A 14,094-nucleotide genomic window follows, 5' to 3' on the forward strand; every position below is an offset into this window, starting at 1 on the left:
GCGCCCCGGCCGAGCGGTCTCTCACCGGCCTTCGGACACGAGATTCGGCTGGACGGGCGCGGCGACCTCGGACGCGACCACCTCGGACGCGACCACCTCGGACGCGGCGACCTCGGACGCGACCACCTCGGACGCCACCACCACCGACCGGACGGCCCGGTCCCGCTCCGACGTCGACACCGCGAACACGATCTCCACGTCCCGCTCGCGCACCCGTCCGGGGAAGGCCACGAACCTCCAGCAGCCCTCCCGCCAGACGTCCAGCGGTACGGCGCTCTTGATCGCGTTCTCGTGGTCGGTCCACGCCGAGCTGTCGTACAGCCGCGCGTAGGTCTCCGGCATCGGGCTGCGGCGCCGCTCGCACGGGACGGCGCGCGGCAGCCGGTGCCGCCCGGCCAGCTCCGCCAGTTCGGGGGACAGCGCCAAGAACAGCGCGACCTCGACCGCGAACATGAGCCCGACCTGCGTGTGGACGTCCCGCAGCACCTCCACGCCCGCGTGCGGCGCGCCGAGCGAGACGACCGCCGCGCAGGTGAACAGCATCGCCCGCAGCACGCTGCGCCGGTCCACCTTCTTGGCGCTGAGCGCGCCGAAACAGCCGCAACCCGCGTCCGGCCTGTGCACCCGCAGCTCGCCGACGACCCAGGTCGCGGCGGCGAACGCCACCGTCGTCGCCAGCCGCACCGACAGGTGCGAGGTCACCAGCAGCGCGAGGCCGAGCATGCCCTCGCCGATGCCGAGCCCGACCGTCATGCCACGGCTGCGGCGCAGCGCCGACAGCCGCGCGAGCCCGGCCGGCACCGGGACTCCGTGCACGTGGTCCGGCGCGCCTGCCGTCCGCTCCCGCATCGTCAGCTTCGCCAGGCACGCCACCAGCAGCACCGCCGCCAGCAGCAGGACCTGCGTGTTCTGGATCGCCGTCACCATCGCCCCTCCACCCCCTGCGGCGCGCCCGGCCGGACGCTCGCGTTGAAGCAGCCGGCCGCGAGGTCGCCGCCGAGCCCGGCGAAGACGGCCGGGGTCAGTTCGACGATCCGCCCCCGCGGCGAGGCGTCGCACTCCACGCACCGGTCGCAGAACCGGGCCGCCGTGCAGCCGCACTCGATCACCGGTACCGGCGCCGACCGCCCCCCGCACTCGTTGCGGACGGTGATCTCACTGCCGATCGACAGGTACGGCATCGGCGCGCATCCGGACGGGGCGTCCGCGCAGCCCCCGGCGTCCCCCTCGGAGTCGACCGCCGGGTAGGACGCCCCGTCCCGCCACTCCCCCTCCACGCCGCCGAACCAGGTCGCGGTCCCGCTCGACTCCCGCGGAACCGGCGCGGCCGCCGCCGGCGCGGCGAGGTCGGCCACCCGGTACCCGGGCTGCGACGTGCCCGGACGCACCGCCTGCGGGCCGCCGGGGGACCCCACGCAGATCACGTCGATCAGGTAGCCGGGCTCCAGGCGCGGATGCCGGACCAGCACCGGGCCGAGGACGGACGGCGGGACCACCACATGGGCGCGCCCGCGGTGCGGCCCCATGTCCACCTCCACGGAGCCGCGCCCGCACGCGAGGATCGTCCCGCTGACCCGGCCGATGCCCACCCAGATCCGCTCGGCGCGGCCGGCGCCGGTCCGCCGGACGACCACGGGCCGGCCCGGCCGCAGCGCGGCGGGGCCCCCGCGCCCGCCGTGCCAGATCTCGGTGTCCTCGCTCATCGTGATGCGGGTCTCGGCCCCCCGCGCCCCCGCCTCGCCCACGACCAGCAGATGCGGGCTCGCGTCCAGGACGATCCCGCTCACCCCGCGCGTGCGGCGATCGGCCTCCGGACCTTCGGGGGCCGCGAACAACGCCCGGCGGTGCGCCGCCCGGCGGAGGTGGGTCGTCGGCATCGCGGCACTCCGGCATCGATCGTCGTGACGTACGGCAACAGCTGTTAGGGCCGTGAGTCAAGAGTCACGCGCCGTGACCCGGCTGTCGACGGATTTGTCGCGATAAGTCAATGAGCGGAGGAAGTTTGATCTACCTAGGTTGAAGAATATAAACTGGTTGACCCGGATATGTTGTTCCAGTAGGCCCGAAATGACGCCGGACCTGCGATCGTCGTCATACCGGGAGTCGGCGCGGCTCCCCAACCCCTGGTCGGGTGGTGGGTGTGAACGCGACGCGGCACGAGGAGTTCCGCGCGTACGTGCTGGAACGCGGCCCCGTCCTGCTCAGGGCCGCCACCCAGCTCACCAGCGACCGCGCCGAGGCCGAGGACCTCCTCCAGGCCGCCCTCGCCAAGACCTACCTCGCCTGGGACCGCATCGAGGACCGCTCCGCCCTGGACGGCTACGTCCGCCGCGCCATGGTCAACACCCAGATCTCCTGGTGGCGCCGCCGCAAGCTGGACGTCTACCCCACCGACCAGCTCCCCGAACGCCCCGTCGAGGACCACACCGACCGCAGCGAGATGCGCGACGCCCTGGGCCGCGCCCTCAGCCGCCTCCCCGAACGCCAGCGCCTGGCCGTCATGCTCCGCTACTACGAGGACATGTCCGAACGCGAGATCGCCGAAGTCCTGGGCGTCAGCATCGGCACGGTCAAGTCCACCGTCTCCCGAGCCATGGCCCGCCTCCGCGAGTTGTACTAGCTGTGTCCTCCCAGGGGGCGACCCCCTGGAACCCCCGTTGCGAGCCGGCCGAAACTCACGCCGCGGTGCCGACGGCCCGTGCTCTGGCTCAGGTCAACTCCAGGAGGGGCGCAGCTCGGCATGTCCGGGGAACGTGCGGCCTGGATGATTCGCACCCTCTTGGAGCAGGGGCGCGCTTTAGCCGAGAGGGTTGATTTGTCCCCATCCAGCGCTCTTGGATGAGGACACTTGTTTCCACTCACGAGGAGGACCCGAGCCCCAGTGAGGGCCGGGCGGCCGCAGCGACACGACACAAACCCGCACGGGCACGAACCACCTCAGCCGTGGCGTGAGGATCGCCCGGCTCGTGACGGGGGGTTTCAGGGGGTCGCCCCCTGGGAGAAAGAGAGGCTCGCCGTGTGGAGCACGATGCAGGACTTTCCGTTGACCATTACGACGATCATGCGCTGCGGGGCCGGGGTCTTCGGGGAGGCCTCGGTCTCCACGTGGACGGGGGACGGGACGCGGCGCCGCACGTACGCGGAGGTGGGTGAGCGCGCCGCGCGGCTGGCGGGGGCGCTGCGGGGGCTCGGCGTGGACGGGGACCAGCGGGTCGCCACGTTCGCGTGGAACAACACCGAGCATCTGGAGGCGTACCTGGCGGTGCCGTCCATGGGGGCCGTGCTGCACACGCTCAACCTGCGGCTGTTCCCCGACCAGCTCGTCTACATCGCCAACCACGCCGAGGACCGGGTCGTCATCGCGGACGCGTCGCTGATCCCGCTGCTCGCGCCGGTGCTGGCGCGGCTCGAGACCGTCCGGCACGTGGTGCTCGTGGGGGAGGGCGACACCGCGCCGCTGGAGGGCGCCGGCAAGGAACTGCACGACTACGAGGAACTGCTCGCGGCGGCTCCGGCGACGTTCGCGTGGCCGGAGATAGACGAGCGGTCGGCCGCCGCGATGTGCTACACGAGCGGGACGACGGGCAACCCGAAGGGCGTGGTCTACTCGCACCGGTCGGCGTACCTGCACTCGATGTCGACGTGCACGGGGAACGCGATGGGGCTGAGCGCGTCCGACGTGGTCCTGCCGGTGGTGCCGATGTTCCACGCGAACGCCTGGGGGCTGCCCTACGCGGCGGTGATGGCGGGCGCGTCGCTGGTGATGCCTGACCGGTTCCTGCAGGCGGAGCCGCTCGTCCGGCTCATCGAGGCCGAGCGGCCGACGGTCGCGGGCGCGGTGCCGACGATCTGGTCGGACGTGCTGCGGCACGCGAAGGAGCACGGATCGGACCTGACCTCGCTGCGGCTCGTCCCGTGCGGAGGGTCGGCGGTCCCGGAGTCGCTGATGCGCGGGTTCGAGGAGATCGGCGTCCGGATCGTGCAGGCGTGGGGGATGACGGAGACCTCGCCGGTCGCGTCGGTCGCGCACCCGCCGCCCGGGGCGGCGGGCGAGGACGTGTGGCGGGCGCGGGCGAGCCAGGGCCGCGTCCTCGCCGGGCTGGAGATGCGGATCGTGGGGGACGGCGACGTGGTGCTGCCGCGCGACGGGGAGGCCGTCGGGGAGGTCGAGATCCGCGGGCCGTGGATCACCGGCGCCTACCACCTGGACGAGGACCCCGGGAGGTTCCACGACGGCTGGCTGCGCACCGGGGACGTGGGGACGCTGTCGCCGGACGGGTACCTCGTCCTCACCGACCGGGCGAAGGACGTCATCAAGTCGGGCGGGGAGTGGATCTCGTCGGTGGAGCTGGAGAACCACCTCATGGCCCATCCGGACGTCGTGGAGGCGGCCGTGGTGGGCGTGCCCGACGACCGCTGGCAGGAGCGCCCGCTCGCGTCCGTCGTCGTGCGGGACGGGGCGGAGGTCACGGCGGCGCAGTTGCGTGAGTTCCTCGCCGGGCGGGTCGCGAAGTGGCAGCTTCCCGAGCGCTGGACGTTCGTCGCGGAGATCCCGAAGACCAGCGTCGGCAAGTTCTCCAAGAAGACGCTTCGGCAGATGTACCGGGACGGCGACCTCACGGTGCAGAAGATCATCTGACGACCCGGCCCCCCGGTTTCCTCGCCGTCACATGAGGTGCTCGTCGCCCGCGTGCTCGTGCCCCCGTGCGGGCCGACCGCGAGCCGGGTCCGCCCCTGTGCGCCGGTTCGCGGTCGGTGCGCGCCGCGGGAGCCGGATTCGACGGAAAGGTGTTCTGGCGCCGGTGCGCGGGTGGTGATTCGGAAGGGCGGCAGGCCGATTGACACCGCTTCGATTACTGGATTCTGACGCCGAGTCATTGATCGGGTGGTCACTCAGAGACGTACTTGACTCACCGTCGGTCACTCTCGTTGCGATTTCAGTGGATCAAGTGGTGCGGGCGGGGTTCGGGGGTGTATGCAAGGTGGGCTGAATGTCCGGATGGCCCCCATGGGGGCAACTTCCACACTCCGCTGCCGGGAGCGTGAATGCCCAGGTTGACCACCTCCGCCCCCACAGCCGATCGCAAGCTTGTCAAGGGCCTGAACGAGGGTGACGAGGCGGCCCTGGCCGCGCTCTACGACGAATACGGTGAGCGCCTTTACGATTACGTGCTGTCCATGTCGGGGGACGAGAAAGCGGCCGCCGACATCGTCCATGACGCTTTCATCGACGCCTGCCGCCGCGCCCCCCGAATGCGCGACCACCTGTATCTGAGTTCCTGGCTGTACGGCGCCGCGCGGCGCCGCTGCATCCGCCGCGGCCGTCCCAAGGTGCTGTTCTGGGACCGGGAGGGCGAGTTCTCCGACGCGCCGTTTCTGGACCGTGCCGACGACGGCGACGCGCCGGACCGCCCGCAGTCGGACGAGCTGCACGACCTGCTGCGCGCGAGCCTGTCCCGGCTGGAGCCCGTCGACCAGGAGGTCATGCTCCTGACGCACCGGCACGGCCTGCGTGCGGCCCGCCTCGGGGCGACGCTCGGCCTGTCGGCGCGGCGGGCCGCCGCGCGGGTGCGCAGGACGCGCGCCCAGCTCGACGCCGCCGTGCAGCGGGAGATCGGCCGCGCGGGACGGGAGTGCGCCGCCGCCGCGCGCACGGCCGAGGAGTCCCGGTCCGCGGCGATCCCCGTCCTGGCCGCACGCGCCCCGGCCCCCCCGGAGGAGGCCCCTCCGGCGGAGCCGAGCAGGGGGCCGTGGTGGCGTTTCCAGCGCCGCGGCGAGGTCTCCCCGGTCGACCCCGCGATCGAGCTGCACGCCGCCGGCTGCGACGACTGCCGCGCCCGGGCCCGGGTGACCGCGGCCGCGCTGCTGGGACGGGCGCCCGCGCCGGTGCTGCCCGCGGCGCTGCGGCACCGCGTCATGCACACCGCGACGGACCCCGAGCTGGCGGGCTACCGCGCCGACATCGCGGCGCGCGGCGGGACGCTGACCCCGTCCGGACTGCCGAGCCAGCCGGACGTGCCGTCGCCGTTCACGCGCCGGTGGCTGTTCACCGGGGGCGGCATGGTGGGCGCGCTGGCCGCGGCCCTCGTCGTCGTGTTCGTGATGGGGCCCGGGATCGGCGACGGGACGCTGTCGTGGCCGCCGTTCCGCACGCACCCGCAGCCGTCGATCACGCAGGAGAGGCCGGAGGGCCAGGGACACGGCAGGGGGGCGCCGCACGGGCCCGGCGGTGGCGCTCAGGCCCGTCCCGGCCAGCCGCCGCCCGACCCGCAGACCCACGAGAAGAACCAGGAGCGCCCGGAGGATCCGGCGCAGACGCCGCAGCGCCCGCCGCCCTCGTCCAACCTGCCCAAGCCGCCCGGCGTCCTCGTGGTGAACCCCGCCAAGGTCGAGATGTACGGGACGAAGACCGCCCAGGTCAGCCTTGCGGCGAAGAGCGGCCCGGTGTCCTGGACGGCGATGACGTCGTCGAACCAGCTGATCCTGTCGCAGATGCAGGGCGGCATGCCCGAGGACGGCACGACGAGCCTGACGATCACGCTGCGGACGGCGCTCATCGGCCTGCCGGGGCAGGGCACGCTGACCTTCACCGACTCCGAGGGCGCTCCGCACGAGGTGAAGGTCGTCTGGGGCGCGACGCTGCTGTAGCGGCTCAGCCGCCGGCGGCGGGGCGCTCCCCGAGGTGGTCTCTGATCATTTCGAGGTGGTCGCCGAGCGCCGCCTGGACGCGGGTCTCCATGGCCCGCGCGATGAAGGGGTCGACGACCATCTTCACCAGCGGCCGCATCCGGCGGACCACGGCGGCGACCTCGCCCACCTCGTCGCCGTCCGGGACGGGCTGGCGCTCCAGCCGCGTGAACACGTGCTCCTGGACGAGGTTCACGAACCGTCCGGCGATCACGTCGCAGTCGGCGCGGATCTGCCCGGCGATGTCGAGGACGGAGTCCAGCGGGATGCCGGCGGCGACGAGCTCGGCGCCGACGTGCAGCAGCCGCGGGCTCGGTACGCGGTACTTGTCCCCGTCCGGCTCGATCAGGCCGAGTTCGACCGTCCGCTCCAGGGTCCGGGCGACCTGGTCCTCGTCGAGGCCGGTGCCGAACTTCGCCACCAGCTCCTCGTAGGTGACGGTGCCGGGGATCTCGTCCGACCACGGGTCGGTGAGGACCTTCTCCAGTCCGAGGACCTCGGCGACGTCCTTGCCGGTCTCCCAGGCGCCCAGCAGGTCCTTGATGATCGCGAACGTGTAGCCGCGGCCGAGCAGCTTGCCGATCAGCCGCAGTCGCGCCAGGTGCGTGTCGTCGTAGAGGCCGACCCGGCCTTCGAGGCGGGGCGGCGGCAGCAGGCCGCGGTCCTGGTAGGCGCGGATGTTGCGCACCGTGCTGCCCGCCAGCCGCGCCAGCTCGTCGATTCGGTACTCGGCCATGCCCCGTCCGCCGGCTCGTGTCGTCTGACCGCCGTGATCTTACCCCCACCTCATTGTTACATCGATCGATGGCACATAGGGTTGCCGCATGGCGGACGACATCGAGGAGACCCTCCTCGGCGGCCCCCTGCGCTACACGCGCAGTGAGGTCGAGGCCCGGGCGGGCGTCTCGGACGACTTCGCGCGGCGCATCTGGCAGGCGCTCGGCTTCCCGGTCCCGCCGGACGACGAGGTCGCCTTCACCGACGGCGACGTGGCCGCGCTCCAGGAGATCCGCGAGGTCCTGTCCCACGAGCTGGTGGACGAGGACACCGTGCTCCAGCTCGTCCGCGCCGTCGGCCAGACGATGGGACGGCTCGCCAGCTGGCTCGGCGACGTGTGGCTCCAGCGCCTGAGCGCCCTGCCGTCCGACGAGCCGGTGACGTCCGACCTGGTCACCGCGGCCCTGGTCGCCACCGAGGAGCTGCGGCCCTCGTTCGAGCGGCTGCTGCTGCACGGCTGGCGCCGCCAGCTCACCGCCGCCGGCATGCGCGCCGCCGCGTCCACCGCCACCGCGCAGGCCGACCCGGCCGCGGGCGTCGCGCTCCTCGCCGTCGGGTTCGCCGACGTCGTCTCGTTCACCCGGCTGAGCCGCAGCCTCGACGGTGACGCCCTGGCCGGCTTCGTCGAGCGCTTCGAGTGGGCCGTCACGCACATCGTCGCCGAGTGCGGGGGCCGCGTGGTCAAGACGCTCGGCGACGAGGTCCTGTTCGTCGCGCCCGCCGCCGGCGCCGCCGCGGAGATCGGGCTGCGCGTCGCGGAGCGGTTCAACGAGGACCCCGACTTCCCCAAGGTCCGCGTCGGGCTCGCCTACGGCGAGGTCATCCAGCGGCTGGGCGACGTGTTCGGCACGCCCGTCAACATGGCCGCGCGCCTGACGTCCACCGCCTACCCGGGGACGGTGCTGGCCGACGCCGGCCTGGTCTCGGCGCTCCCGTCCGGGGTCTACGACGCCTCCGGCCTGCGTCCCCGGCCGTTGCAGGGGCTGGGCCGCGTGCGGCCGTTCCTGCTGCGCCGCCCCAAGGCGTAGGGCGACCCGCGCCTCCCCTTCCCCGCCGCCGGTCCCACCGGTGTCGGGTAACGTCGCAGGTCAAGAGCTGGTTGTGCAGTGCAAAATCATGTGTTGCAAATCTGGCGCCATGCTTGGTGCGGCCCATAACCTCCACGAGTACCGACACGGCTCCGGTTGCGCGCTCGTAGGGGTGAATGAGGTCAGATGTACGATCTGCTGCTTCGCGGGGGGACGGTGCTGGACGGCACCGGGGTCCCGGGGCGCCGCGCGGACGTGGCCGTCACCGCCGGGCGGATCGCCGCGGTCGGCGTCCTGGACGGCGCGCGGGCGTCCGCGGAGATCGACGCGACCGGCAGGTACGTCATGCCGGGCTTCATCGACACCCACGTCCACGGCGACGCGGCCGTGTTCGACCCCGACGTGCAGCTCGCCGCGCTGCGGCAGGGCGTCACCACGTTCGTCCTCGGCCAGGACGGGATCTCCTACGCACCGGCCGGCGCGGAGACGCTCCGCTATGTGAGCCGGTACTTCGCGCCGATCAACGGCGCGCACCCCGGGCTGGACGGCGGGCCGGTGACCGTCGCGGAACTGCTCGCCGCCTACGACCGCCGCACCCCCCTCAACACCGTCTACCTGCTGCCGCACGGGACGATCCGGCACGGCGTCATGGGGACCGCGCGGCGGGCACCGGAGCCCGGCGAGCTGGCGGCCATGCTGGCGCACGTCGAGCGCGGCCTCTCCGAAGGGGCGGCCGGGCTGTCCACGGGGCTGGAGTACGTGCCCGGCGCCTACGCCGGCGCCGCCGAGATCGCGGCGCTGTGCGCGCCGGTCGGCTCGGCCGGGCTGCCCTACGTCACGCACATGCGCGGGTACGAGTCCGCCGCCGGCGCGGCGATGGCGGAGGTGCTGGAGATCGCGCGGGCCGGGAACGTCGCTCCGCACGTCTCGCACTACCACGGCCCCGGCGGCGAGCTCGCCGCGCTCGTGGACGGCGCACGCGCGGAGGGTATCGACCTGACCTTCGACAACTACCCCTACCTGCGGGGATCCAGCACGCTGACGCTGGTCACGCTGCCGGACTGGCTCCCCCTCGCCGACCTGGACGCCACGCTGGACGCGCTCGCCGACCCGTCCGTCCGGGAGAGGCTGGAGCGCGACTGGTTCGCGCACCGCCCCGAGGTGTGGCCCCGCATCACGCTCTCGCACGTGCCCGCCGACGGGTTCCGGTGGGCCGAGGGCATGACCCTGCCGGACGCGGCGGAACAGGCCGGTTCGGGCCCCGGGGCGTTCTGCTGCGACCTGCTCGTCGCGACCCGGCTGGAGGCCGGGTGCGTGTTCGGGCAGCCGCCGACCAACAGCGAGGAGTCGGTGCGGGCGCTGCTGCGGCACCCGGCCCAGACGACCGGATCGGACGCCATCTACCAGGGCGGGCACCCGCATCCGCGCGGCTGGGGCGCGTTCGCCCGGATGCTCGGGCGGCACGTCCGGGAGCTCGGCGACTGGACGTGGGAGCAGGCCGCCGTGCACCTGGCCGGACGCGCCGCCGACCGGTTCCGGCTCGCCGACCGGGGCCGCGTCGAGACCGGGCGCGCCGCCGACCTCGCCGTCGTCGACCCGGCCGCCGTCACCGACCTCGCCACCTACGACAGACCCAGGGTGCCCGCCGAGGGCGTCGAGCACGTCGTGGTCAACGGCGTTCCCGTCCTGTCCGGCGGCGTTCTCGCCGAGACCGCGACCCCGCCGGGACGGGCCCTCGCACCAGCCTGACCGAGCCTGCCCGGTTCGTCCGAGCCGCCAGGGCCCCAGACCAGCACAAGGAGTCATCCGTGATCGGTAGGTTCAGGCGCGCTGCGCGGGACGTGCTGCGCCGCGGCCTGCTTGCGGGGGGCACCAGATGACGACCGACCAGGCGAAACCGAGGAACCAGTCGTCGTCGCTGCGCCGCGCGCTCGCCGTCCTCGACCACGTCCGCGACCACGCCGGGGCGCGCGGGGTGTCGCTGACCCGCATCGCCGACGACCTCGACGTCAGCAAGAGCACCGTGCTGCGGCTCGCGCAGCCGCTCATCGACGGCGACCTGCTCGCCCGCGACCGCGAGACCGGCTGGTTCCGGCTCGGGCACGGCGCGCTGCGGCTCGGCCAGGCGTACCTGTCGACGCTGGACATGCGGTCGGTCGCCGCCGACCCGCTGCGCCGCCTCCAGCACCTCGCGGGGGAGACGTGCCACCTCGTCGTCTACGAGGCCCCCGACGTCGTCTACATCGACAAGGTGGAGAACGAGCACAACGTCCGGATGGCGTCCCGCGTCGGGCTGCGGATGCCCGCCTACCGGACGGCCGTCGGCAAGGCCGTCCTCGCCTGGCTCGGCGAGGACGACCTCCAGAGGGTCGTCGCCGCCGGGATGCCGGCGCGCACCGAGCGGACGATCATCGACCCGGCGCGGCTGGCCGCCGAGCTGGAGCGGGTGCGCCTCACCGGGTACGCCGTGGACGACCGGGAGAACGAGCCCGAGGTCCGCTGCGTCGCCGCGCCGATCTTCGACCACACCGACCGGCCCGTCGGGGCGCTCAGCGTGTCCGGGCTGACGTCCCGGATGACGCCGGCGCGGGTCCGGGAGGTCGGGCCGATGGTCGAGCGGGCGGGCCTGGAGATCTCCCGCGTGCTCGGCTCGTCCCGGCCGTTCCGCCGCCGCCCCGACCGGCCCCGCCACGACACGTCCCGTCACGACCCGCAGGAAGGGAACCAGCCGTGAGCCTCACCATTCCCGGCGAGCACGTCGACTGGCGGACCAAGGGCCTCTGGGTGCCCGGTCCGCCCGTCCCCCTGGAGGAGTTCGCCGCCGCCCGGCACCCGCTGTTCGGCGGCCCGTTCACCTGGCCGGTGATGGTGGCGCGGCGGTCGGCGATGGACCACAACATCGCGGCCCTCGCCGCGTTCGGCCGGGAGCACGGGCTCGCGTTCGCGCCGCACGGCAAGACGTCCATGGCGCCGACGCTGTTCCAGGCCCAGCTGGACGCGGGCGCCTGGGGCATCACCGCCGCGACCGCCAACCAGGTGCTCGCCTACCGGACGTTCGGCGTCCCCCGCATCCTGCTGGCCAACGAACTGCTCGACCCGACCGCGCTGCGCTGGCTCGGCGGCGAGATCGACCGCGGCCTGGAGTTCCTGCTGTACGCCGACTCCGCCGAGGGCGTCGCGGCGATCTCCGCGGCGGCCGGCGAGCGCCCGTTCCGGGTGCTCGTCGAGCTCGGCCACGGCAACGGCCGCACCGGCTGCCGCACCGTGGCGGAACTGACCGCCGTCGCCCGCGCCGTCGCCGACGCGCCCGGCACGGAACTCGCCGGCGTCGCCGGGTACGAGGGCGGACTGCCGGACGTCGCGGCGGCCGGCGCCTATCTCGGCGCGCTGCGCGACGCGACCGCCGAGCTGTCGCCGCTGCTCCCCCGCGACGTCGTCGTCACCGCCGGCGGCAGCGCCTACTTCGACCAGGTCGCCGAGAAGCTCGCGGGCGACTGGCTGCCCGGCCACGACCTCACCGTGGTGCTGCGCAGCGGCGCCTACGTCTCCCACGACGACGGCATCTACACCGAGCGGACGCCGTTCAACCGCGTCCCCGGCTCGCTGGACGCCGCGCTGGAGATCTGGGCGCAGGTCACGTCCGTCCCGGAACCCGGCCTTGCGATCGTCGGGATGGGCAAGCGGGAGGCCCCCTACGACGCGGGCCTGCCCGTCCCGCTGCGGATCCGCGGGGCGGACGGGACGATCGCCCCCGCGGACGGCATGCGCGTCACCGACACCAACGACCACCACGCCTACGTCGCGACGGGGGACGCCTCCCCGCGTCCGGGGGACCTGATCTGCTTCGGCATCTCCCACCCCTGCACGGCCTTCGACAAGTGGCAGGTCATCCCCGTCGTGGACGACGACCACACGGTGGTCGACCTGATCCGCACGTACTTCTGAGACCGGTACCTCCGAGAAGGGCATCCCATGATCCCCCGACTGGCGCCGGGACCCGCGCTGACCGCGACCGCAGTGGTCGCGGTCGTGCGCGGCCGCCGCGCCGACCGCGTCGCCGACGTCCTGGACGCGCTGGTCGCCGCCGGCGTCCGCTGCCTGGAGGTCACCCTGAACACCCCGGGCGCGCTGGACGGCCTGCGCGCGGCCCGCGACCGGCTGCCCGCGGGCGTCGAGCTCGGCGCCGGAACGGTCCGCACCCGCGCGGACGCGGAGGCCGCGGTGGACGCCGGCGCGTCCTTCCTCGTCGCCCCCGACACCCGCGACGAGGTCGCCGAGGTGGCCCGAGCCCAGGGCCTCGGCTACTACCCGGGCGCCCTCACCCCGAACGAGGTGGCCCGCGCCTGGGACCTCGGCGCCACCGCCGTGAAGATCTTCCCGGCGAACGCGTTCGGGCCGCGCTACCTGCGCGACCTCGCCGAGCCGTTCCGGGACGTCCGGCTGCTGCCGACGGGCGGCATCGGCCCGGACACCGCCGCCGGCTACATCGCCGCCGGGGCGATCGCGGTCGGCGCCGGGGGCTCCCTCATCGGCGACGCCCTCGACGGCGGCTCCCTCACCGCCCTGTCCGACCGGGCGCGGGCGCTGCTCGCCGCGGCGGCCCCGCGGGAGCGCGCCCCGCGGGAGGCCGTCCGATGAGCCTCGACCTCGTCACGTTCGGCGAGACCATGGCGCGGCTGGAGAACCCCGCCGTCGGGCCGATGCGGCACGCCCGCTCGCTCGACCTCGGCATCGGCGGCGCCGAGTCGAACACGGCGATCGGGCTGTCGCGGCTCGGCGGCAGCGCGGCCTGGTTCGGCCGCGTCGGCGACGACGAGTTCGGCCGGCTGATCACCACGGTGCTCGCCGGGGAGGGCGTCCGGCTCGGCCACACGGTGGTGGACGGCACCGCGCCCACCGCGCTGCTGTTCAAGGAGCGCCGCTCGGGCACGCTCACCCGCGTCCAGTACTACCGTACGGGCAGCGCGGGCTCCCGCCTGCGCCCGTCCGACGTCCCGCACGACCTGATCCGGACCGCGCGCGTCCTGCACGTCACCGGCATCACCGCCGCGATCAGCGACACCGCCCGCCAGGCGCTGGACGACGCCGTCGAGACCGCGCGGGACGCGGGCGTCCCCGTCTCTCTCGACCTCAACTACCGGTCGGCGCTGTGGACGCCCTCCGAGGCCGGCGCATGCCTGCACACCCTGGTCAAGCGCGCCGACCTGGTGTTCGCGACCGAGCAGGAGGCCCGCCTCGTCGTGCCCGGCGACGACCCGGGCGCGCTCGCCACCGCTCTGGCCGCGCTGGGCCCCCGCGACGTCCTCGTCAAGCGGGGCGCCGCCGGGGTGGTCGCGTTCTGCGAGGGCCGGCTGCACGTCCGGCCCGCCCACCGGGTCCCCGTCGTGGACCCGGTCGGCGCCGGGGACGCGTTCGCCGCCGGCTACCTCGCCGAGTTCGTCCGCGGCCTGCCCGTCGCCGCCCGCCTGGCCACGGCCACGGCCACGGGCGCCTACGCCGTCACCGTCCGCGGCGACTGGGAGGGCCTGCCCGGCCGCGCCGATCTGGAACTCTTGAGAACCACGGAAAACGACGTCACCCGATGACCGGCGTCACCAGATGA

12 protein-coding genes are annotated in these 14,094 nt (G+C 74.0%); 9 read left to right on the forward strand and 3 right to left on the reverse strand.

The window, feature by feature from the left end:
- Nucleotides 1–21: 21 nt before the first annotated feature.
- Both BJ999_RS01600 and BJ999_RS01605 read right to left on the reverse strand, forming a co-directional pair.
- Nucleotides 22–927 (reverse strand): MauE/DoxX family redox-associated membrane protein, encoded by a 906-nt coding sequence (locus BJ999_RS01600; protein WP_179831591.1) that lies wholly within the window; start codon nt 925–927, stop codon nt 22–24.
- Nucleotides 921–1,877 (reverse strand): hypothetical protein, encoded by a 957-nt coding sequence (locus BJ999_RS01605; RefSeq protein WP_229810175.1) that lies wholly within the window; start codon nt 1,875–1,877, stop codon nt 921–923. Before BJ999_RS01605 ends, BJ999_RS01600 begins: the two co-directional genes overlap by 7 nt.
- Before the next feature lie 254 nt (nt 1,878–2,131).
- Here BJ999_RS01605 and BJ999_RS01610 point away from each other — a divergent pair, with 254 nt between their 5' ends.
- From BJ999_RS01610 to BJ999_RS01620, 3 genes are all read left to right on the forward strand, one after another.
- A complete protein-coding gene (locus tag BJ999_RS01610) occupies nt 2,132–2,620 on the forward strand; it encodes a SigE family RNA polymerase sigma factor (RefSeq protein ID WP_373292709.1) in 489 nt (162 codons plus the stop codon).
- A 408-nt stretch (nt 2,621–3,028) separates the two neighbouring features.
- Complete coding sequence (locus BJ999_RS01615; RefSeq protein WP_218934895.1) at nt 3,029–4,639, forward strand: long-chain fatty acid--CoA ligase; 1,611 nt, start codon at nt 3,029–3,031, stop codon at nt 4,637–4,639.
- Between the two features lie 407 nt (nt 4,640–5,046).
- The gene (locus BJ999_RS01620) at nt 5,047–6,648 is read left to right on the forward strand and encodes an RNA polymerase sigma factor (RefSeq protein ID WP_179831594.1); all 1,602 of its coding nucleotides are present in this window, start codon (nt 5,047–5,049) and stop codon (nt 6,646–6,648) included.
- A gap of 4 nt (nt 6,649–6,652) precedes the next feature.
- Here the strand turns inward: BJ999_RS01620 and BJ999_RS01625 are convergent, their stop codons facing one another.
- A complete protein-coding gene (locus tag BJ999_RS01625; protein WP_179831595.1) occupies nt 6,653–7,423 on the reverse strand; it encodes a MerR family transcriptional regulator in 771 nt (256 codons plus the stop codon).
- 88 nt (nt 7,424–7,511) lie between these two features.
- Between BJ999_RS01625 and BJ999_RS01630 the strand changes: the two genes are divergently transcribed.
- The 6 genes from BJ999_RS01630 (at nt 7,512) to BJ999_RS01655 (ending at nt 14,077) form a co-directional block, all read left to right on the forward strand.
- The gene (locus BJ999_RS01630) at nt 7,512–8,492 is read left to right on the forward strand and encodes an adenylate/guanylate cyclase domain-containing protein (protein WP_179831596.1); all 981 of its coding nucleotides are present in this window, start codon (nt 7,512–7,514) and stop codon (nt 8,490–8,492) included.
- 186 nt (nt 8,493–8,678) lie between these two features.
- Nucleotides 8,679–10,241: an N-acyl-D-amino-acid deacylase family protein gene (locus BJ999_RS01635; RefSeq protein ID WP_179831597.1), complete on the forward strand. Its 1,563-nt coding sequence runs from the start codon at nt 8,679–8,681 to the stop codon at nt 10,239–10,241.
- Nucleotides 10,242–10,368: 127 nt separating this feature from the next.
- Nucleotides 10,369–11,226 (forward strand): IclR family transcriptional regulator, encoded by an 858-nt coding sequence (locus tag BJ999_RS01640; RefSeq protein WP_179831598.1) that lies wholly within the window; start codon nt 10,369–10,371, stop codon nt 11,224–11,226.
- On the forward strand, nt 11,223–12,437 hold the full coding sequence (locus BJ999_RS01645; RefSeq protein ID WP_179831599.1) for an alanine racemase: 1,215 nt from the start codon (nt 11,223–11,225) through the stop codon (nt 12,435–12,437). Before BJ999_RS01640 ends, BJ999_RS01645 begins: the two co-directional genes overlap by 4 nt.
- Before the next feature lie 27 nt (nt 12,438–12,464).
- On the forward strand, nt 12,465–13,130 hold the full coding sequence (locus BJ999_RS01650) for a bifunctional 4-hydroxy-2-oxoglutarate aldolase/2-dehydro-3-deoxy-phosphogluconate aldolase (protein ID WP_179831600.1): 666 nt from the start codon (nt 12,465–12,467) through the stop codon (nt 13,128–13,130).
- Nucleotides 13,127–14,077 carry a sugar kinase gene (locus BJ999_RS01655; RefSeq protein ID WP_179831601.1) on the forward strand — a complete coding sequence of 317 codons (951 nt, stop codon included), beginning with the start codon at nt 13,127–13,129 and terminating at the stop codon, nt 14,075–14,077. The genes BJ999_RS01650 and BJ999_RS01655 overlap by 4 nt, the downstream gene beginning before the upstream one ends.
- Nucleotides 14,078–14,094: the final 17 nt, after the last annotated feature.

It is taken from the genome of Actinomadura citrea, assembly GCF_013409045.1.
Lineage (GTDB): Bacteria > Actinomycetota > Actinomycetes > Streptosporangiales > Streptosporangiaceae > Spirillospora > Spirillospora citrea.

Excerpts from the sequence above, each read along its gene's own strand:
- BJ999_RS01600 (WP_179831591.1), bottom strand. The coding sequence starts at position 927 with ATGGTGACGGCGATCCAGAACACGCAGGTCCTGCTGCTGGCGGCGGTG.
- BJ999_RS01605 (WP_229810175.1), bottom strand. The coding sequence starts at position 1,877 with ATGCCGACGACCCACCTCCGCCGGGCGGCGCACCGCCGGGCGTTGTTC.
- BJ999_RS01615 (WP_218934895.1), top strand. The coding sequence starts at position 3,029 with ATGCAGGACTTTCCGTTGACCATTACGACGATCATGCGCTGCGGGGCC.
- BJ999_RS01620 (WP_179831594.1), top strand. The coding sequence starts at position 5,047 with ATGCCCAGGTTGACCACCTCCGCCCCCACAGCCGATCGCAAGCTTGTC.
- BJ999_RS01625 (WP_179831595.1), bottom strand. The coding sequence starts at position 7,423 with ATGGCCGAGTACCGAATCGACGAGCTGGCGCGGCTGGCGGGCAGCACG.
- BJ999_RS01630 (WP_179831596.1), top strand. The coding sequence starts at position 7,512 with ATGGCGGACGACATCGAGGAGACCCTCCTCGGCGGCCCCCTGCGCTAC.
- BJ999_RS01635 (WP_179831597.1), top strand. The coding sequence starts at position 8,679 with ATGTACGATCTGCTGCTTCGCGGGGGGACGGTGCTGGACGGCACCGGG.
- BJ999_RS01640 (WP_179831598.1), top strand. The coding sequence starts at position 10,369 with ATGACGACCGACCAGGCGAAACCGAGGAACCAGTCGTCGTCGCTGCGC.
- BJ999_RS01650 (WP_179831600.1), top strand. The coding sequence starts at position 12,465 with ATGATCCCCCGACTGGCGCCGGGACCCGCGCTGACCGCGACCGCAGTG.
- BJ999_RS01655 (WP_179831601.1), top strand. The coding sequence starts at position 13,127 with ATGAGCCTCGACCTCGTCACGTTCGGCGAGACCATGGCGCGGCTGGAG.